Origin of the sequence: Actinomadura sp. (genome assembly GCF_044508335.1) — a bacterium.
Lineage (GTDB): Bacteria > Actinomycetota > Actinomycetes > Streptosporangiales > Streptosporangiaceae > Spirillospora.
Window position 1 is genome coordinate 71536 of sequence record NZ_JBIQHY010000003.1, and the last position, 17325, is coordinate 88860.

Sequence of the window (17325 nt, forward strand, 5' to 3'; positions counted from 1 at the left end):
AGGAGCACGACCCTGCTGACCGTGGATTTCCAGCGGTTCCGCGTCGCTCCCGGAGACCGCGTCCTCGACATGGGATGCGGCGCCGGACGGCACGCTTTCGAGCTGTACCGCCGGGGTGCGCACGTCGTCGCCTTCGACCAGGACGCCGAAGAGTTGGCGGGGGTCGAGAAGATGTTCGGGGCGATGCGCCTCGCCGGCGAGGCGCCCGCGGACGCGACCGCCGAGACCGTGCAGGGTGACGCGCTCGACCTGCCGTTCCCCGACGACCACTTCGACGCGATCATCGCCTCCGAGGTGCTGGAGCACATCCCCGACGACATGCGGGCGATGCGCGAGCTGCTGCGCGTCCTCAGGCCGGGCGGCAGGCTCGCGGTGACGGTGCCGAGCTGGCTGCCCGAGCGGGTGTGCTGGGCGCTGTCGGAGGACTACCACACCGCCCCCGGCGGGCACGTGCGCATCTACACGCGCGCCGAGCTGGAGGCCAAGCTGAAGTCGGTGGGCTTCAAGGTCGGCGGCCACCACCACGCGCACGGCCTGCACTCCCCGTACTGGTGGATCAAGTGCGCGGTGGGGGTGAACAACGACGGCAACCCGCTCGCCAGGGCGTACCACCAGATCCTCGTCTGGGACATCATGAAGCGGCCGCTGGCGACCCGGCTCGCCGAGCGGGTGATGAACCCGCTGATCGGCAAGAGCGTCGTCGTGTACTTCGCCAAGCCCGCGACGCCGGGCACCTCCGCGGCCCCGGCCAAGGAGACGGCGGATGCGGTCTGAGACCGCACCGCCCTCGGTCCCCGGGGTCCTGACGCCGGACGACGTCGTCGCGACGGCGCGCAGTATCGTCGCGCAGCAGGAGGAGTCCGGCGCGATCCCGTGGTTCTCGCCGGTCGGCGGAGTGCCCGGCCACGTGGACGCCTGGAACCACGTCGAGGCGGCGATGGCGCTGACCGTCGCCGGGTTCGGCGCGGAGGCCAGGCGCGCCTACGAGTGGCTGCGCGGCGTCCAGCGGCCGGACGGGTCGTGGCCCGCGAAGTGGGTGCTCGGCGAGGTCACCGAGCCGGGCGGCGAGTCCAACCACGCCGCCTACCTCGCGGTCGGCGTCTGGCACGAGCTGCTGGCGACCGGGGACGAGGGCTTCGCGCGGCACATGTGGCCGGCGGTGCGGCGGGCGATCGACTTCACGCTCGGGCTGCAGACCCGGCGCGGGGAGATCATCTGGATCCGGCACGAGAGCGGCGAGCCGTCCGACCACGCGCTGCTGACCGGCTGCTCGTCGATCTACCAGTCGCTGCGCTGCGCGGTCGCGCTGGCCGAGCACCTCGGCGCGCCGCAGCCGGAGTGGGAGCTCGCCGCCGACCAGCTCGGGCACGTGGTGGCCGCGCACCCGGAGGCGTTCGCCGACAAGTCCCGCTGGTCGATGGACTGGTACTACCCGGTGCTCGGCGGCCCGGTCCGCGGCGCGGACGCCGCGCGGCGGTTCGACGAGCACTGGGACACGTTCGTGGTGCCGGGCCTCGGCTGCCGCTGCGTGTCCGACCAGCCGTGGGTGACGGCGGCGGAGAGCTGCGAGCTGGTGATGGCGCTGGACGCGGCCGGCGACCGGGACCGGGCGCTGGAGCTGTTCACGACCGTCCAGCACCTCCGGCACGAGGACGGCTCGTACTGGACGGGCTGGCAGTTCGAGAACGAGCGGCACTTCCCCGGGGACCGGTCCACCTACACGGCGGCCGCGGTGATCCTCGCGGCGGACGCGCTGGCGGACGCCTCCCCCGCCTCCCGGATCTTCAAGGAGATCGCGGGGCGGCCGCTCGGGCCTTCGGAGGCGTCCGACCCGCTGGCGTGCGGGTGCGCGCTCGTGCCGGCGGCCAACCGGGTCTAGGCCGGGCTCAGCGGATCGGCGTCGCCGACGCGCTCCAGAACGCGCAGCGACCCCGCGACCCGCCGCTCCTCGAACGCGCCGCTCTCAAGGGCGCGCAGGTAGACGTGGTAGGGCGCCTGGCCGCCGTCCGCGGGGTCGGGGAACACGTCGTGGATGACGAGGGCTCCTCCGGCGGCGACGTGCGGGGCCCAGCCCTCGTAGTCGCCCTGCGCGTGCTCCTCGGCGTGCCCGCCGTCGATGAACAGCAGCGCCAGGGGCGTCCGCCAGAAGGCCGACACGGTGCGGGACTGGCCGACGATGGCGACGACCTCGTCCTCAAGGCCGGCGTACCCGATCGTCCTGCGGAACGTGGGCAGCGTGTCCATCCGGCCCGTGCTCGGGTCGACCAGGGACGGGTCGTGGTACTCCCAGCCGGCCTGGTTCTCCTCCGAGCCGTGGTGGTGGTCGACGGTGACCAGGAAGGTCCCGGACGCCCTGGCCGCGGCCCCCAGGTAGACGGCGGACTTGCCGCAGTAGGTGCCCACCTCCAGCATGGGGCCGGTCCCCGCGAGGCGGGCCCCGTACTCCAGGGCCGTCTCGTACAGCGCGAGGCCCTCGTCGTCCGGCATGAAGCCCTTGGCGGCGCGCGCGGCGCGCAGCAGGCCGGCGGGCATCGGGGGGGCGGTCCGGCCGGTCGTCCCCGGCCCGGTGGACGCCTTGGTATGGGTCATCGATCTCCTCCGTCCGGGCACCCTACTATCCGGGCTCCGCGGCGTGAGACCCGAGTCTTGCTCCGGCAGACTGAAACGTGTTCTACTTTCGGGGGTGAGCACCCTCTCCCGAACCCGGTTCGGTAAGTTGGCGAGCACGATCGACCCTGGAACGGAGAAGCGATGAGAGTACGAGTCGACCCGCTGGTGTGCGAGGCGAACGCCGTGTGCGTCGGGCTCGCACCGGAGGTCTTCAACCTCAACGACGAAGACGAGCTCACGATCCTCCTGCCGGACGTCCCGCCGGAGCACCAGGACCGCGTCCGGCACGCGGTGCGGTCGTGCCCCAAGGCCGCGCTCACGCTGGAGGAGTAGCCGGCCCCCGCCTCTGTCCCCCGTCCCCTCTCACCCAACTTCCCTCTCCTCGATGTGGAGGCAGCCATGGCACGCGCCGCGGTCCTGCATGCGGTCGGCGACAAGGAACTCGACCTGCGCGACGACGTCACGACGATCGATCCGGGCCCCGACCAGGTCAAGGTCACGATCAAGGCGACGGGGGTCTGCCACTCCGACCTGTCCACCATGACGGGCGTCCTGCCGTCCGCGCTGCCCACGGTCATCGGCCACGAGGGCGCCGGCGTCGTCGCGGAGGTCGGCGAGCGGGTGACCGGCGTGCAGCCCGGCGACCACGTCGTCATCAACTGGACGCCCGACTGCGGCGAGTGCGCCGAGTGCCTGCGCGGCGAGCCGTACCTGTGCATGACCTACCTCGCGCAGTCGTTCAGCCGGCCCGGATTCGAGCTGGGCGACGGCAGCCCGGCGTTCGGCATGGCGGGCTGCGGCACGTGGGCCGAGGAGGTCGTGCTCCCCCGGCGCGGCGTCGTCAAGGTCGCCGAGGACATCCCGTTCGAGTACGCGGCCCTGCTCGGCTGCGGCATCCCGACCGGGCTCGGCGCCGTCATCAACACCGCGAAGGTGAAGCCGGGCTCCAAGGTCGCGGTGGTCGGCACGGGCGGCATCGGGCTCTCGGTGATCCAGGGCGCCCGGATCGCCGGGGCGTCCACCATCCTGGCGATCGACCCGAACGAGGCCAAGCACCCGGTCGCCGAGCGGCTCGGCGCCACGCACACCGCGACGCTGGACGACCTGGAGGAGACCAAGGGCCTGCTCACCGGCGGCGCGGGCTTCGACTACGTCTTCGAGGCCGTCGGGAAGTCCGCCGCGATCACCACGGCGTGGAACGCGGCCCGGCGCGGCGGCGACGTCATCGTGGTCGGCGCGGGCTCCTACGACGACAACTGGAGCCAGACCGCGTTCGCCCTGCTGTTCGACGGCAAGAGCCTCAAGGCGTCCCTGTACGGCGGCTGCGACCTCAAGCGCGACATCCCGCTGTTCGTCGACCTGTGGCGCGCCGGGAAGCTCGACATCGACGGCCTCATCAGCCGCCGGATCGGCTTCGCCGACCTCAACGACGCCGTCCGCGCGCTGAACGACGGCGAAGTGATCCGCCAGGTCGTCCTGTTCGACTAGCCCGGGCGCCCGGACAGTCGGCGACTCCCGCACGGCCGGGGCCGCCCCGCCCGTATCATCCTTCGCGTGATCAACGGTCTGGGGACGGTCCTGGCCGCGGCGTCCCTCGCCGCGCCCCTGCTCGCCGCGCCGGCCCAGGCGGCGGGGCGGCCCGTCCGCATCCACGACGTCCAGGGAGCGGCGCACGTCTCGCCGCTGAACGGCGCGCGGGTGTCCCGGGTGCCCGGCGTCGTGACGGCGCTCGCCGTCAACGGGTTCTGGATGCAGGATCCGCATCCGGACAGGAGCGCCGCGACGTCCGAGGGCGTCTTCGTCTACACCGGGCGGCGGCCGGGCACCGCGGTCGGCGACGCGGTCCGGGTGACCGGCCGGGTCGGCGAGTTCCGGCCGGGCGGCGCGGCGGCCGGCGGGCTGACCCGCACCGAGATCGACGCCACCGCGGTCTCCGTCGCCGCGCACGGCGCCGCCCCGCCCCCGGCGACCGTCCTCGGCGGGCGGCGCGGGCGCCGCCCGCCCGGGAGCGTGGTCGACCGCGGGCACGGGAACGTCGAGCGCGGCGGCGCGTTCGACCCCCGCCGCGACGCCATCGACTTCTACGAGTCGCTCGAAGGCATGCTGATCGAGATCGACGACGCGGTCGCGGTCGGCCCGACCCGCTACGGCGAGCTGCCCGTGCTGCCGGCGAACGGCGCCGGAGCCGGGGTGCGCACCGGGCGCGGCGGCATCCTGCTCCGCGACCGCGACGCCAACCCCGAGCGGGTCATCCTCGACGACGCGCTCGCGCCGCTGCCCGGGATGAACGTCGGCGACGGGCTGCCCGGCGCGAACCGCGGCGTCCTCGACTACACCTACGGCGACTACAAGCTGCTGCTCACCGCGACCCCGCGGCGCGCCGCCGGCGCGCTGGCCCGGGAGTCCACCCGGCCGCAGCGGCCCGGCGAGATGGCCGTCGCCACCGCCGCGCTGGACGGGCTGAACCCCGACGCGCCGCCCGCCCGCTTCACCGCGCTCGCCGACGACATCGTGCACGGGCTGCGCTCCCCCGACCTCATCGCGGTCACCGGCGTCGGCGACAACAGCGGCCCGGGCGACGACGGCACCGTCGCCACCGACCAGACCGTCGCGCAGCTCATCACCGCGATCAGCGCGGCGGGCGGCCCCGCCTACGACTGGCGCTCGGTCGACCCGCGCGACAACGCCGACGGCGGCGAGGACGGCGCCAACGAGCGGGCCGGCTTCCTGTTCCGCACCGACCGGGGGCTCGCGTTCGTCGACCGCCCCGCCCCGGGCGAGCCGGTCCCGGACGAGCCGCCCGACCGGCCCGACCCGGCGGTCACCCCGGTGCGGGCCGTGCGGCGCGGCGGCACCGCCGGACTGACGCTGAGCCCCGGCCGGATCGCGCCCCGCGCCGCGGCCTGGGCGGGCGCGCACAAGCCGCTCGCCGGGGAGCTGACGTGGAAGGGCCGCCGCGTCATCGTCATCGCGAACCGGTGGTACCCGCGCACCGGGGACGACCAGCCGCTGTTCGGCCGGCACCAGCCGCCGTCCCGGCCCACCGAGTGGCGCCGCGACGCGCAGGCCCGCGTGGTCGCGGGCTTCGTGAACTCGGTGCGGCGGGTGGACGCGAACGCCCGGGTGATCGTCGCGGGCGAGCTGAACACCGGCGGGACGTCCGTGCCCGTCCGGACCCTGACCGCCGGCGCGGGGCTCACCGACCTCCCCGCGTCGCTGCCGGCGCGCGACCGCTACACCGCGGTGACCGCGGGCAACAGCGAGGACCTCGACCACATCCTGCTCAGCCGGTCGCTGCGCAGGCACCGGCACGAGTTCGACATCGTGCACCGCAACGCGGAGTTCGCCGCGCGGGCCGGGGAGCACGACCCGACCGTGGTGCGCATCGACATGTCCGGCGGGTAGGCGGTCCGGCGGTCCGGCAGGTAAGCGGTCCGGCAGGCAGGCGGCTCCCCGGTTTTGGGAGATACCAAAAAGATCGGCGCGGCACGTCCCCGAACGCCGCCGGTGTTTTCTCCCGGCGGGCCCGGGCAGCGACGGATCGTCAGACCCCCCAGCCGGAGGAGACGCCTTCCATGGCGAGACGATATCGGCCGCACATCAGCCTTCTCACCCTCATCTACCTCATCATCGGCGTGTTCATCGCCTGGGACCGCGGCTACATCGACGAGGGACTCGTCGAGCGCATCATCAGCGCGCTGCTGGCCATATTCCTGTGGGTTCTCGTCCTGCTCGGCGTCGACTTCCACATCGAGTTCTGACCCCCCGACCGGGCACGGGCCGTCGCGCGTCCCCGCCACGGGGCGGCCCGTGTCCTTCACGACAGGGGCACGTCGCGCCCCGGTCATAGACCGCACAGTGCCGCAGAAGTTACGTTCCGCTCATGACGAAAAAAGACTGCAGTTGCGGACATGGCGGCGGATGCTCGTGCCCGAAGGGCTGCTCCTGCGGCTGCAACGGCTGACCGCTAGGCCGCGGGGCCCAGCCCGGCCCAGAGCGCCCGGAGGTCGGCATCGAGCCTCCGCAGGACGCGCACCGCCTCGCCGGCGCCGTCGGCGAGGAGCCCCCACAGCAGATCGTCGACGCCCGCCCGCGCCCGGCGCGCGCGGCGGGCGGCCCAGAGCGCGACCTCGACGGCCTTGCGGCCGCCCTCGTCCAGCACGACCGCCGTGCCCGGCCCGGACAGCACGACCCGGAGCGGGCGCAGCGGCGCGCGCCGCAGCGTCCACAGCGCCGGGTCGCCGGCGTCGAGCGCGGTCGACCGCCGGACGCGGCGCCGCACCTCGTCGAGGTCGATGCCGAGCGCGGCGAGCAGCTCCCGGTCGCGGCCGGGCGCCGCGCCGACCGCCGCCGCGATGTCGGCGGGCGCGGCCCCGACCGGGCGGCGTTCGGCGAGCGCCAGCAGCAGGAACGCGTCGCTCAGCGTGCCGCGCCCCGCCTCCGCGGCGAGGGCGCCCGCGCGGACGATCGTGCGCCGCGCGTCCGGGGTGAACCTGTCGAGCATCGTCATCGCCTCTCCCCGCCCAGCCGTGCGGCGTGCTTCTTGTGGACGGACTGGCGCCGCACGCCGAGCGCGTCGGCGACGGCCTGCCAGGACCAGCCCTGCGCCCGCGCGTTGCGGACGTGCAGGGCCTCCAGCTCGTCGGTGAGCCTGCGCAGCGCCGCCACGGCGGCGAGGCCCGCCGCGGGGTCCGCGCTGTCGGCGACCTCCGCCAGCTCCCTCATGGACGTCATGGTGTCAGCCTAAGCTGACAACGCCGATTTGTCAGCCCAGGCTGACAACAGGCAGGCGGCGGAGCGGCGGGCCGGGCCGTCTACTCCGGGGCGGGCGCGCGCCAGAGGATCGGCGCCCCGTTGTCGGTGCCCGTGGCCAGGACGGTGCCGCCCATGGCGGTCAGCGCGGTGAGGCGCTGGTCGCCGGGGCCGTCGAGCCCGCCGACGTCGAGGCGGCGCCAGGTCGTCCCGTCGGCGGACGCCAGGACGGCGCCGTCCTCGCCCGAACTCGCGGTCAGGACGAAGCCCCGCGGGGTCGGCGCGACGGCCGCGGCGGTCAGGCCGGGGCCGATGTTGCGCTGCGCCCACGTCTTCCCGCCGTCGGCGGACACCAGCGCGACCGCGGTGGCGGAGACCGCCACCAGGGTGTCGCCGTTCGCGGCGACGTGGGTGAGCGGCGCGGTGAGGCCGGGCGGCAGCTCGGCGGCCGTCCACTTCTCGCCGTCGGGCGACGTCCAGACGGCGGGCGCCTTGCCGCGGGCGCCGACCGCCGCGTACCCGCCGGACGTCGCGGCCACGTCGGCGGGGGCGCCGTCGAGACCGGCGCTCTTCCAGGTCCGGAGGTCGGTGGAGCGCCAGGCCGTGCGGGGCCCGACCACGACGTAGCCGGACGGTCCCGCGGCGGCGGCCGCCGGCGCCGGCCCGGCCGGGAACGCGGTCTTCTGCCAGGCGAGGCCGTCCTGCGAGGTCACCGCCAGCGGCGCGGGCGAGGCGCCGGACGCCCGGCCCACCGCCAGCCAGCCGCTGCCGCCGTGCACCACGTCGGACAGCCGCCCGCCGGTGCCGGGGACCTGGGCCCGCGTCCACCGCAGGCCGTCGGGGGCGGTCCAGATCGCGACGCGGCCGTTGGTGCTTCCCGCCGCGACGGAGATGCCCGGGCCGGCGGCGAGCGCCGCGATCGAGCGCTCGGCGTGGACGGCGCCGGGCACGGCGCGCAGGTCGACGCCGTGCAGGTAGGCGTCGTCGCCCTGGTGCCCGGCGATCGCGACGCCGCCCGCGGCGGTGACCGCCAGGCCGGTGGACCGGACGGGCGCGGGGATCCCGCCCTCCTGCTTCCAGGTGCGGCCGTCGGTGCTGCGCAGGACGGCGTGGGCGCCCTTCGCGCCGCCCACGACGACGGCGTACCCGGACGCCGCCGCGCCGAAGCTCTCGATGCCGGACCCGCCGAACCGGCTCGCGACCTGCCACTTCCGGCCGTCCGGGGAGGTGAGCAGGACCCCGAACCGCTTGGTCCTGCGGTGCTTCTTGCGCCCGGTGGTCTGCTTGCCCTCGCGGACGGCCGCGAACCCGGCCGGACCGGCCGAAAGCCCCTTCATGGGGCCGTAGGAGCCCTGCGACTGGGCCGGCACCTTCACCCCGGTCCATGTCCGGCCGCCGTCGGCCGAGTACCAGAGGCCCTCGCTCCGCACGGTCCGCGTGACCTTCTTGCGGCCCTTCTTCTGCGTGACCTTCCTGGGGTACGTGCCGTGGGCCATGAGGACGTTCCCGGAGGCCGCCACGCCGTCGAACCCGATGATCCTCGTGATGGCGCCGCCGCGCCGCCACTCCCGGCCGTCCGCGGACGTCCAGGTGAGGGCGCGGCCCTTCGAGGCGCCGACGGCGAGGAAGCCCTGGCCGGTGCGGGTCAGGCCGGTGACCTCGTCGGCCGGCGTGACGGCGTTCCCGAGCGGGTGGCGCGTCCAGGTCGCGGCGTCCTTGCTCGTCCACGCGACGGCGGAGCCCCCGGGCGCCCGGCCGAGCGCGACCCAGTGGCCGGGCGAGCCGGAGACGAACTGCGGCGTCTCGCCGGGCGGGGGCGTCGAGCCGTCCGGTGTGCGGACCACCGCGAGCTTCCAGGTGCTCCCCGAATCGGCGGACACGAGGAAGCGCGCCCGCCGCCGTCCGGGCGCGCCGTCGCCCTCGGTGCCCGCCGCGACGACCGCGGCGCCGGCGGAGGCGATCGCGGTGAGGTCCTGGACGAGGCCGTCGGTCGCGGCGGCCGGGTCGAGGGCGAACAGCTCGTCCGCCGCGATCGGGCCGCGGACGGCCGGCTCGGCCGGCGCGTCCGCGCGCTGCGCCACGACGACGATCGTCCCGGCGGCGACCACGGCGAGCCCGGCGCCGACGGCCGCGCGCGTGCGGAGCCGCCGCCACAGCGGCGGCCGCCGCGCGGGCTCCGGCGCCGGCCGCGGCGGGCCGGCGACCAGGACGTCGCCGGGGTCGGGCTTCACGGGCGCCGACTTCTTGGGCGCCGGCTTCTTGGCTCCGGCCTTCTTGGCTGCGGCCTTCTCGGAGCTGGGCTTCTCAGCGGCGGGCTTCTCAGCGGCGGGCTTCTCGGACGCGGGCTCCGGCGCCGGCTCGGCCGCCTCCGGCTCCGCCTCGCCGGCCGGGCTCTCGGCCGCCACCGCGTCGCGGTCGTCCGCGCGTTCGCGGGGCGGCGCGCCGTGCCCCCAGCTCAGCCCGGCCGAGCGCCAGGCCTCGTAGGCCCGCTGCCAGGGCGACAGGGCGGCGCGGAGGTCGGCGATGTCGCCGGCGACGCCGAACGTCAGCCGCCGCCGGACCTCGCGGGAGCCCGCCGACCCGTCCTCGGCCGTCCGCGGGGCCTCGTCCTGCTCCGGGGTCCTCGCCGTCACACGCGCTCCTTCACGGTCCTGTAGGACCACCATCAAATCGCGCCATGGGACGCCGTGTACCGACATCCGCATGAACGGCGGCCAATGGGGGCCGCTGGAGCGTTCTATCACTTCAGGGCCGAAGTATCAGACCTTTCGCCCGGATCGTTCCCTTGTACGCGAAACCCCTGACGTGGACGACCGGCGCGCCGGGCGGCGGGTCACCGTGCACCTCCGCGGAGACCCCCACACCGTCCGCTTCCACGCGGACACCCGGCGGCACGATGATCTCCACTCCCGACTTGTAGGCGAGCACCCGGAGGGTCGTGACCGGGCCCTCCAGCTCGGCGGAGCGGAGGTCGAGCGTGCCGGACCCCTTGTAGACGACCGCCGTGTAGCGCTCGGGCAGCCGCCAGCTCCCGGCGCGCGTGACCGAGCTCTTGTAGGCGACCTGGAAGCGCCCCACCGGGCCGCCCCCGCGGCCCCCGGGAACCCGCCGGCCGGACGGGAGGTCGGCGGCCACGGCGCCCAGCTCGTCGTGGGTGCGCGCGGCGAGGACGCGGTCGATGCGCTCGTCCAGCTCCGGCTCGTCCAGGCGCCCTTCGGCGAAGGCGGTGTGCAGCCGGACGAGCATCTCGTCGCGGTCGCGGTCCGAGGCGCGCAGTGCGGGCGCGGGATGCTGCTCGACGCTCATCGCTTCTCCCCTTCGAGGCGGGCCGGCCTCCGCAGCCTGCACCCTCCAGCCGATGGAGGGTCAAGACGCGATACATCGTAACTCGCCGCCGCTCGGTTTTCGAGACATTCGGCCGCATCCCGACGCGCGATCATGCCTACCCGCCGTTCGGACGCTCGTCCGCTAGGTTCGAAGCAGCCCGTAGATCGAGCGGCGAGGGGGGGACGATCCATGGGCGGGACGCTCGGCCGGGCGCACGGCCCGTACACGCTGTACGACCTGGACGCGCTGCCCGAGGAGGGCCGCCGCTACGAGCTCGCGGACGGCTGGCTGCACGAGCTCCCGGGCGACCTGTGGCACGACCACGCCGCCGAGCGGCTGAAGGCGATCCTCAAGGACGCGGCCCGCCAGGCCGACGCCGACGTCCACATCGCCGGCGCCCCGCAGGACGTGACGACCCCGTCCGGCGTCCGCAAGCCCGACGTCTTCGCCGTGGCGCGCGACGTCGCCCGCGCGGCCCTGGAGCGCCGGACCCGCACCTACTACGGCCCCGACCTCATCCTGGTCGCGGAGGTCGTCACGCCGCGCACCGTCAACGAGCAGATCGACCGCGTGCGCAAGGTCGACGAGTACGCGGCGACCGGCATCCCCCACTACTGGCTGGTCGACCTGGAGCCGCGCCCCACGATCACCATGCTCGAACTGAGGGGCGACCGCTACGAGGTGGCCGGCAAGGCCCGCTCCGGCGAGACCGTCGCCCTCGACCGCCCCTACCCCATCGCGTTCGACCCGGCCCGCCTCTCCGAGATGGACTAGCCGCGATCTTCGCGCCGGGCGGGCGGGCCGTCAGAGGTCCTGCGCGTGGTCCGGCAGCGCGTCGAGGACGGCGCGGGCGGCGGCGGCCGACTCGGCGCGGCCGGTGACGAGCGCGTTGATGCGGCGGGAGACGCGGGGCCGGGTCGGCAGCAGGGCGACGGGAGGCGCGCCCAGCCGGTCAGGGCGAGTTCGGGGATGAGGGACACTCCCGTCCCGGCGCCGACGAGGGCCAGGATCGAGCGGTAGTCGGCGCACGTGGCGGCGACGTCGGGCGCGAAGCCGGCGGCGGCGCAGGCGTGCTGGATCAGCTCCTGGCTGGGCGACCCGCCCTCGCTCCTGGCGGTCGCCGGCGGCCTGCTCGCCGTCGGCGGCGTCGTCCTCGTCCGCCCCCGCCCCCGTCGACTTGCGGCGTGTTGCCCCTATGAGCGCGCCTATGGGGGCGACACGCCGCAGTGAACGCTCGGAAATGTAACCGGCCGTCCCGGACTTGGTGGCTATAGGCCGTGGAAAGGGGATGACGATGGCGGAACTCATGCGGGCGGTCCGGCAGGACGTTCTCGGCGGACCCGAGGTGCTCAAGGTGGTCGAGGTCGAGCGGCCGGAGCCGGGGCCCACGGAGGTGCTCGTGCGGGTGCGGGCGGCCGGGGTGAACCCGACCGACTGGAAGCACCGGGCGCGCGGCGGATTCCTCGGGAAGCCGCCGTTCGTCCTCGGGTGGGACGTCTCCGGGGTGGTGGAGAAGGTCGGGATCGGCGTGACGCTGCACAAGCCCGGCGACGAGGTCTTCGGGATGCTGCGGTATCCGTTCGGGGCCGGCTCGCACGCCGAGTACGTGGCGGCGCCGTCCCGGACGTTCGCGGCCAAACCGTCCGGTATCGACCACGTGCAGGCGGGTGCCCTGCCGTTGGCGGCGCTCACCGCGTGGCAGGCCCTGGTCGATACCGCGGGCGTGCGCGAAGGGCAGCGGGTGCTGATCCACGCGGCGGCGGGTGGCGTCGGGCATCTGGCCGTGCAGATCGCCAAGGCGCGCGGCGCGTACGTGCTCGGCACGGCCAGCGCGGGCAAGCACGGCTTCCTGCGCGGCATCGGCGTGGACGAGCCGATCGACTACCGCGCCGTCGACTTCGCCGAGGCCGTGCGGGACGCCGACATCGTGATCGACACGATCGGCGGCGACTACGGCCCGCGCTCCCTGCGCGTGCTGCGGCCCGGCGGCGTGCTCGTGTCGCTCGTGCTGAGCGACCTCGCCGACCTGGACGCGGACGGGGTCCGGACGGAGACCCTGCTGGTCGAGCCCGACCACCACGCGATGACACAGATCGCCGCGCTCGCCGAGGCCGGCGCGCTGCGCGCCGAGATCGACTCCGTCTTCCCCCTGGAGGACGCCGCGAAGGCGCACGAACGCGGCGCCACCGGCCGGGTCACCGGGAAGATCGTCCTGACCGTCTAGGCTCGGTGCGTGCTGCTGCTCACGACGCTCGACGCCTGGGAGGCCGAGCCCGGCCCGCGCTTCGTCCTGCCCGAGTCCGGGGCCGCCTGGACGCCCGAGGAGGGCGCGCTCGCGGTCGCCGACGACGTGTTCGAGGAGGGGCAGGTCGTCGCGGTCGCGCTGGACCCCGAGCCGGGCGCGGTGCCGGCCCGCGGGGTGATCGACAAGACGGCGGCGGCCCGCGTCCGCTACCTGCGGCGCGGGCCGGACGGGCGGCACGTCGCGCTGCTCGACCGGCCCGCGACGGCGGCGGCCCTCGGCCTGCTGCCGCATCCCGAGGGCGGCTGGTACCGCGAGACGTGGCGGTCGGACGTCTCCTTCGCACCGGACGGCTATCCCGGTGAGCGGGCGAGCGCCACCGCCATCTACTTCCTGCTGCCGCCGGGCGAGGAGTCGATGTGGCACGCCGTCCGGTCCGCCGAGGTGTGGCTGTGGCACAGGGGCGGGCCGCTGGCGCTGCTGATGGACGGCGCCGGCGAACGGCCGTCGGGGAACCCGGAGACGGTGATGCTCGGCGACCGCCTGGCGGACGGGCAGGTCCCGCAGGCCGTCGTGCCGCCCGGTGTCTGGCAGGCGGCGCGTCCGGCCGGGAGCGAGGAGGTCCTGGTCAGCTGCGTCGTCTCCCCCGGCTTCGACTTCACCGACTTCCGCGCCCTGTCTTAGCGCTTACGGCGTCTCAGCGCTTACGGCGCGGGCGCACCCGCTGCTCGGCCCAGAACGGCTCCATGACGCGGCCGATCGCCTTCACCACCGTGCGCAGTTCATCGTCCGACAGGGGGCCGAAGACGTCCGCGCCCACCTCGTCGGCGAGCGCGCGGGCCCGGTGGTGCAGGGCCAGGCCGTCCTCGGTGATGCGGACGGAGTAGCGCCGCCGGTCGCGCGGGTCGCGGGTGCGCTCGCAGAGGCCGCGCGCCTCCAGCTCGTCGACGAGGCCGACCATCAGCGTGGGGTCGAGCAGCAGGTAGCCGGCCATCTCCTGCTGCGACAGCGCGCCGGACGTGCTGAGCATCGCCAGCACCAGGAAGTGCCGCACCCGGATGCCGAGCGGCTGCAGTTCCTCTTCGAGCCGCTGCTCCAGCCACCAGCCGCACTTGGACAGCTGGAAGCCCGCCACGGACGCGAGGCCCTCCGGCAGACCGCCCCGCATCGACTCCTCCGCCATGGCGGCAGGCTATAGCAGCTCGATCATCGCTTGACTTAATAATAGAAAAGTTCGACTATCCAGATATGCAACCAACTCTGGGGCTGTTCGCCCTGAACGTGTACGCCTGCGCCGAGCCGGGCGTCGCCGCGCGGCTCGCCGGACTCGCCGAGGACCTCGGATACGACTCGGTATGGGCGGGCGACCATGTTGTCCTGCCGAGCCCGCGCGTCGCGCCGTCCCCGATGGAGCCGGACGCGCCGTTCCTCGACCCGCTGGTCGCCCTGGCGCACCTCGCCGGACGCACCGAGCGCATCGCACTCGGCACCGGGGTCGTCGTCCTGCCGCAGCGGAATCCGCTGGTGCTCGCCAAGCAGCTCGCCAGCCTGGACGTGCTCAGCGAGGGGCGGCTCATCTTCGGCGCGGCGGCGGGGTACCTGGAGCCGGAGCTGCGCGCCGTCGGCGTCCCGCCGGAGGGGCGCGGGGCGCGGACGGACGAGTACCTGGCGGCGATGCGGTCGCTCTGGTACGACGAAGCGCCCGCCTTCCACGGCCGCCACGCCGGCTTCGCGGGCGTGGACGCGCACCCGCGCCCCGTGCAGCGGCCGATCCCCGTCGTGACCGGCGGGCACAGCCCCGCCGCACTGCGCCGGGCGGCCCGGCATGCGGACGGCTGGTACGGGTGGATGCTCGGGCGCCGCGCCGCCGCCGATCTGCTCGCCCGGTTGCGTGCCGCCGAGCAGGAGGCCGGCCGGGCCGCGCCGCTGCACATCTCGGTGAGCCCGCCGAAGCTCCCGGACGCCGGGTACGTCCGGGAGTACGGCGAGCTGGGCGTCGACAGGCTCATCGTCGTCCCGCCGATGGGCGTCCCGGCCTCCGACCTGGAGCAGTTCGTCAGGGACCACGCCCCCGGGAGGCTGGGCGCCCGGCCGGCGGCCTGAGGGAACGGCGCGCCGCCTCCCGTGCGCATGGCCTCACGGACGGCGGCGCGCCGCGGGTCAGTCGGAGGAGAAGGCGGCGTCGAAGGCGCCCTCCGGCGGCTGCATGGCGTTGAGGGCGCGGACGAACTCCAGGGCCTCCGGGGCGCCTTGGAGGCGGTCCATCCCGGCGTCCTCCCATTCGACGGAGATGGGGCCGTCGTAGCCGATCGCGTTGAGGGCGCGGAACACGTCCTCCCAGGGCACGTCGCCGCGGCCGGTGGAGATGAAGTCCCAGCCGCGCCGCATGTCCGCCCAGGGCAGGTGGGACGAGAGGCGGCCGCGCCGGCCGTCGCCCGTCCGGACCTTGGTGTCCTTGCAGTCGACGTGGTAGATCCGGTCGCGGAAGTCGAACAGGAAGCCGACGGGGTCGAGCTCCTGCCACACGAAGTGGGACGGGTCGAAGTTCAGCCCGAACGCGGGGCGGTGCCCGATGGCTTCGAGGGTGCGGACGGTCGTCCAGTAGTCGTAGGCGATCTCGCTCGGGTGGACCTCGTGCGCGAACCGCACGCCGACCTCGTCGAACACGTCCAGGATCGGGTTCCAGCGCTCGGCGAAGTCGGCGTAGCCGCGTTCCACCATCGCGTCGGGGGTGGGCGGGAACATCGCGACCGTGTGCCAGATCGAGGAGCCGGTGAAGCCGATGACGGTGTCGACGCCGAGCTTCGCGGCGGCGCGGGCGGTGTCCTCGATCTCGGCGGCGGCGCGCCGCCGGACGCCCTCGGGCTCCCCGTCGCCCCAGATGCGCTCCGGCAGGATCGCCTTGTGCCGCTCGTCCGGGTTGTCGCAGACGGCCTGGCCGACGAGGTGGTTGGAGATCGCCCAGACCTTCAGGTCGTGCTTGGCGAGCGTCTCCAGCTTCCGCGGGACGTAGTCGTCGTCGGCGAGGGCCTTGTCGACCTCGAAGTGGTCGCCCCAGCAGGCGATCTCCAGGCCCTCGTAGCCCCAGCCGGACGCGAGCCGGCAGACCTCCTCGAACGGCAGGTCCGCCCACTGGCCGGTGAACAGGGTGATCGGTCGTGCCATGGCTAGTTGCTCCCTTCGACGTCGACCCAGCAGCGGGCCTCCGCGCTGTCCGCGACCGCGGCGAGGACGCGCTGGACCTGCAGGCCGTCGGCGAACGACGGGCGCGGGTCGGTGCCGTCCGCGATGGCGGTGAGCAGGTCGGCCATCTGGTGGGTGAAGGTGTGCTCGTACCCGAGGATGTGGCCGGGCGGCCACCAGTGCCCCGCGTACGGATGGACGGGCTCGGTCACGACGATGCGGCGGAACCCGGCGGTCGCGTCGCCGTCGGCCCGGTCGTAGAACCAGAGCTCGTTGAGCGATTCGAGATCGAAGTACAGGGCGCCGGACGAGCCGCTGACCTCGATGCGCAGCGAGTTCTTGCGCCCCGTCGCGAACCGGGTGGCCTCGAAGGCCGCGAGCGCGCCGCCGTCGGTGCGGCCGATGAACAGGGCCGCGTCGTCCACGGTGACCCGCGCCGTGCCGCCGTCCGGCAGGGGGCGCTCCGGGACGAACGTGTCCAGCAGCGCCGACACCCCGACGAGCGACTGCCCGGTGATGAACTGCGCGGTGTCGATGATGTGCGCGCCGATGTCGCCGAGCGACCCCGACCCGGCCCTCTCGCGGTCCAGCCGCCAGGTGAACGGGGCCCGCGGGTCGGCCAGCCAGTCCTGGAGGTACTGGGCCCGGATGTGCCGGACGGTGCCGATGCGCCCCTCCTCCACCAGCCGGCGGGCCAGCGTGACCGCCGGGACGCGCCGGTAGTTGAACCCCACCATCGACCGGACGCCGCGCTCGCGCGCCCGGTCGGCGGCCGCGGCCATCGCCTCCGCCTCCGCGACGGAGTTGGCGAGCGGCTTCTCGCACAGCACGTGCTTGCCCGCGTCCAGCGCCGCGACCGCGATCTCGGCGTGGCTGTCGCCCGGCGTGCAGATGTCGACGAGCTGGACGTCGTCGCGGCGGAGCAGCTCCTTCCAGTCGGTCTCCACGGCCGCCCAGCCGAGCGCCTCGGCGGCGGCGCGGGCGCGGTCGGCAGAACGTCCCGCCAGGGCGGCCATGACGGGCGTCAGGGGCGGCCCGAAGAACGGCCCGACACTGCGCCACGCCTGGGAGTGGGCGCGCCCCATGAACGCGTGCCCGACCATCCCGACTCCGACGGTCGTCATGTTCAGCTCACCTCTCTCTGTCGTTTCCCGGGGGACGGCCCCCGGTCCCCCGGGCGGCGCCGGGCGGCCGTCGCTCCGCCGCGGCCG

20 protein-coding genes are annotated in these 17325 nt (G+C 74.8%); 11 read left to right on the top strand and 9 right to left on the bottom strand.

Features of this window, described 5'->3' with window-relative positions:
- Positions 1 to 12: 12 nt before the first annotated feature.
- Together ACIWVC_RS02200 and ACIWVC_RS02205 are read left to right on the top strand one after the other, a co-directional pair.
- The gene (locus tag ACIWVC_RS02200) at positions 13 to 774 is read left to right on the top strand and encodes a class I SAM-dependent methyltransferase (RefSeq protein WP_396452001.1); all 762 of its coding nucleotides are present in this window, start codon (positions 13 to 15) and stop codon (positions 772 to 774) included.
- Positions 764 to 1879, top strand: a complete 1116-nt coding sequence (locus tag ACIWVC_RS02205) for a prenyltransferase (protein WP_396451984.1) — start codon at positions 764 to 766, stop codon at positions 1877 to 1879. Before ACIWVC_RS02200 ends, ACIWVC_RS02205 begins: the two co-directional genes overlap by 11 nt.
- Here ACIWVC_RS02205 and ACIWVC_RS02210 read toward each other — a convergent pair.
- On the bottom strand, positions 1876 to 2589 hold the full coding sequence (locus ACIWVC_RS02210; protein ID WP_396451986.1) for a class I SAM-dependent methyltransferase: 714 nt from the start codon (positions 2587 to 2589) through the stop codon (positions 1876 to 1878). The genes ACIWVC_RS02205 and ACIWVC_RS02210 overlap by 4 nt on opposite strands.
- Positions 2590 to 2751: 162 nt before the next feature.
- Between ACIWVC_RS02210 and ACIWVC_RS02215 the strand changes: the two genes are divergently transcribed.
- The 4 genes from ACIWVC_RS02215 to ACIWVC_RS02230 all read left to right on the top strand — a co-directional run bounded on the left by ACIWVC_RS02215 (position 2752) and on the right by ACIWVC_RS02230 (position 6371).
- Positions 2752 to 2943 carry a ferredoxin gene (locus tag ACIWVC_RS02215; protein WP_396451988.1) on the top strand — a complete coding sequence of 64 codons (192 nt, stop codon included), beginning with the start codon at positions 2752 to 2754 and terminating at the stop codon, positions 2941 to 2943.
- A 66-nt stretch (positions 2944 to 3009) separates the two neighbouring features.
- Complete coding sequence (locus tag ACIWVC_RS02220) at positions 3010 to 4098, top strand: alcohol dehydrogenase catalytic domain-containing protein (RefSeq protein ID WP_396451990.1); 1089 nt, start codon at positions 3010 to 3012, stop codon at positions 4096 to 4098.
- A 66-nt stretch (positions 4099 to 4164) separates the two neighbouring features.
- The gene (locus tag ACIWVC_RS02225; RefSeq protein ID WP_396451992.1) at positions 4165 to 6015 is read left to right on the top strand and encodes an endonuclease/exonuclease/phosphatase; all 1851 of its coding nucleotides are present in this window, start codon (positions 4165 to 4167) and stop codon (positions 6013 to 6015) included.
- Positions 6016 to 6185: 170 nt separating this feature from the next.
- Positions 6186 to 6371, top strand: a complete 186-nt coding sequence (locus ACIWVC_RS02230) for a hypothetical protein (protein ID WP_396451994.1) — start codon at positions 6186 to 6188, stop codon at positions 6369 to 6371.
- A 206-nt stretch (positions 6372 to 6577) separates the two neighbouring features.
- On the opposite strand, the gene ACIWVC_RS02235 is transcribed toward ACIWVC_RS02230, so the two are convergent.
- From ACIWVC_RS02235 to ACIWVC_RS02250, 4 genes are all read right to left on the bottom strand, one after another.
- Positions 6578 to 7120 carry a Clp protease N-terminal domain-containing protein gene (locus tag ACIWVC_RS02235; protein WP_396451996.1) on the bottom strand — a complete coding sequence of 181 codons (543 nt, stop codon included), beginning with the start codon at positions 7118 to 7120 and terminating at the stop codon, positions 6578 to 6580.
- A complete protein-coding gene (locus tag ACIWVC_RS02240) occupies positions 7117 to 7344 on the bottom strand; it encodes a hypothetical protein (protein ID WP_396451998.1) in 228 nt (75 codons plus the stop codon). The genes ACIWVC_RS02235 and ACIWVC_RS02240 overlap by 4 nt, the downstream gene beginning before the upstream one ends.
- 80 nt (positions 7345 to 7424) lie before the next feature.
- Positions 7425 to 9995, bottom strand: coding sequence for a hypothetical protein (locus ACIWVC_RS02245; protein ID WP_396453741.1), 2571 nt, complete (start codon positions 9993 to 9995; stop codon positions 7425 to 7427).
- A 112-nt stretch (positions 9996 to 10107) separates the two neighbouring features.
- Positions 10108 to 10668, bottom strand: a complete 561-nt coding sequence (locus ACIWVC_RS02250; RefSeq protein ID WP_396452845.1) for a DUF1707 domain-containing protein — start codon at positions 10666 to 10668, stop codon at positions 10108 to 10110.
- A gap of 210 nt (positions 10669 to 10878) precedes the next feature.
- Between ACIWVC_RS02250 and ACIWVC_RS02255 the strand changes: the two genes are divergently transcribed.
- On the top strand, positions 10879 to 11463 hold the full coding sequence (locus tag ACIWVC_RS02255; RefSeq protein WP_396452843.1) for a Uma2 family endonuclease: 585 nt from the start codon (positions 10879 to 10881) through the stop codon (positions 11461 to 11463).
- Here ACIWVC_RS02255 and ACIWVC_RS02260 read toward each other — a convergent pair.
- A complete protein-coding gene (locus ACIWVC_RS02260) occupies positions 11460 to 11771 on the bottom strand; it encodes a LysR substrate-binding domain-containing protein (protein WP_396453754.1) in 312 nt (103 codons plus the stop codon). The two genes, ACIWVC_RS02255 and ACIWVC_RS02260, sit on opposite strands and share 4 nt — an antisense overlap.
- On the opposite strand from ACIWVC_RS02260, the gene ACIWVC_RS02265 reads away from it, so the two are divergent.
- The 3 genes from ACIWVC_RS02265 to ACIWVC_RS02275 all read left to right on the top strand — a co-directional run bounded on the left by ACIWVC_RS02265 (position 11719) and on the right by ACIWVC_RS02275 (position 13615).
- Positions 11719 to 11919: a hypothetical protein gene (locus tag ACIWVC_RS02265; protein ID WP_396452841.1), complete on the top strand. Its 201-nt coding sequence runs from the start codon at positions 11719 to 11721 to the stop codon at positions 11917 to 11919. The genes ACIWVC_RS02260 and ACIWVC_RS02265 overlap by 53 nt on opposite strands.
- A gap of 76 nt (positions 11920 to 11995) precedes the next feature.
- Positions 11996 to 12913, top strand: a complete 918-nt coding sequence (locus ACIWVC_RS02270) for an NADP-dependent oxidoreductase (protein ID WP_396452847.1) — start codon at positions 11996 to 11998, stop codon at positions 12911 to 12913.
- Between the two features lie 9 nt (positions 12914 to 12922).
- On the top strand, positions 12923 to 13615 hold the full coding sequence (locus ACIWVC_RS02275) for a cupin domain-containing protein (RefSeq protein WP_396452840.1): 693 nt from the start codon (positions 12923 to 12925) through the stop codon (positions 13613 to 13615).
- A 13-nt stretch (positions 13616 to 13628) separates the two neighbouring features.
- On the opposite strand, the gene ACIWVC_RS02280 is transcribed toward ACIWVC_RS02275, so the two are convergent.
- Positions 13629 to 14114, bottom strand: coding sequence for a MarR family winged helix-turn-helix transcriptional regulator (locus ACIWVC_RS02280; protein ID WP_396452839.1), 486 nt, complete (start codon positions 14112 to 14114; stop codon positions 13629 to 13631).
- Positions 14115 to 14179: 65 nt separating this feature from the next.
- Here ACIWVC_RS02280 and ACIWVC_RS02285 point away from each other — a divergent pair, with 65 nt between their 5' ends.
- Entirely contained in the window at positions 14180 to 15034 is an 855-nt protein-coding gene (locus tag ACIWVC_RS02285) for a TIGR03619 family F420-dependent LLM class oxidoreductase (RefSeq protein WP_396452837.1), read from the top strand.
- Positions 15035 to 15091: 57 nt separating this feature from the next.
- Here ACIWVC_RS02285 and ACIWVC_RS02290 read toward each other — a convergent pair whose 3' ends face one another.
- Positions 15092 to 16096, bottom strand: coding sequence for a sugar phosphate isomerase/epimerase family protein (locus ACIWVC_RS02290; protein WP_396452836.1), 1005 nt, complete (start codon positions 16094 to 16096; stop codon positions 15092 to 15094).
- A 2-nt stretch (positions 16097 to 16098) separates the two neighbouring features.
- Positions 16099 to 17238 carry a Gfo/Idh/MocA family protein gene (locus tag ACIWVC_RS02295; protein WP_396452834.1) on the bottom strand — a complete coding sequence of 380 codons (1140 nt, stop codon included), beginning with the start codon at positions 17236 to 17238 and terminating at the stop codon, positions 16099 to 16101.
- Between the last annotated feature and the right edge of the window lie 87 nt (positions 17239 to 17325).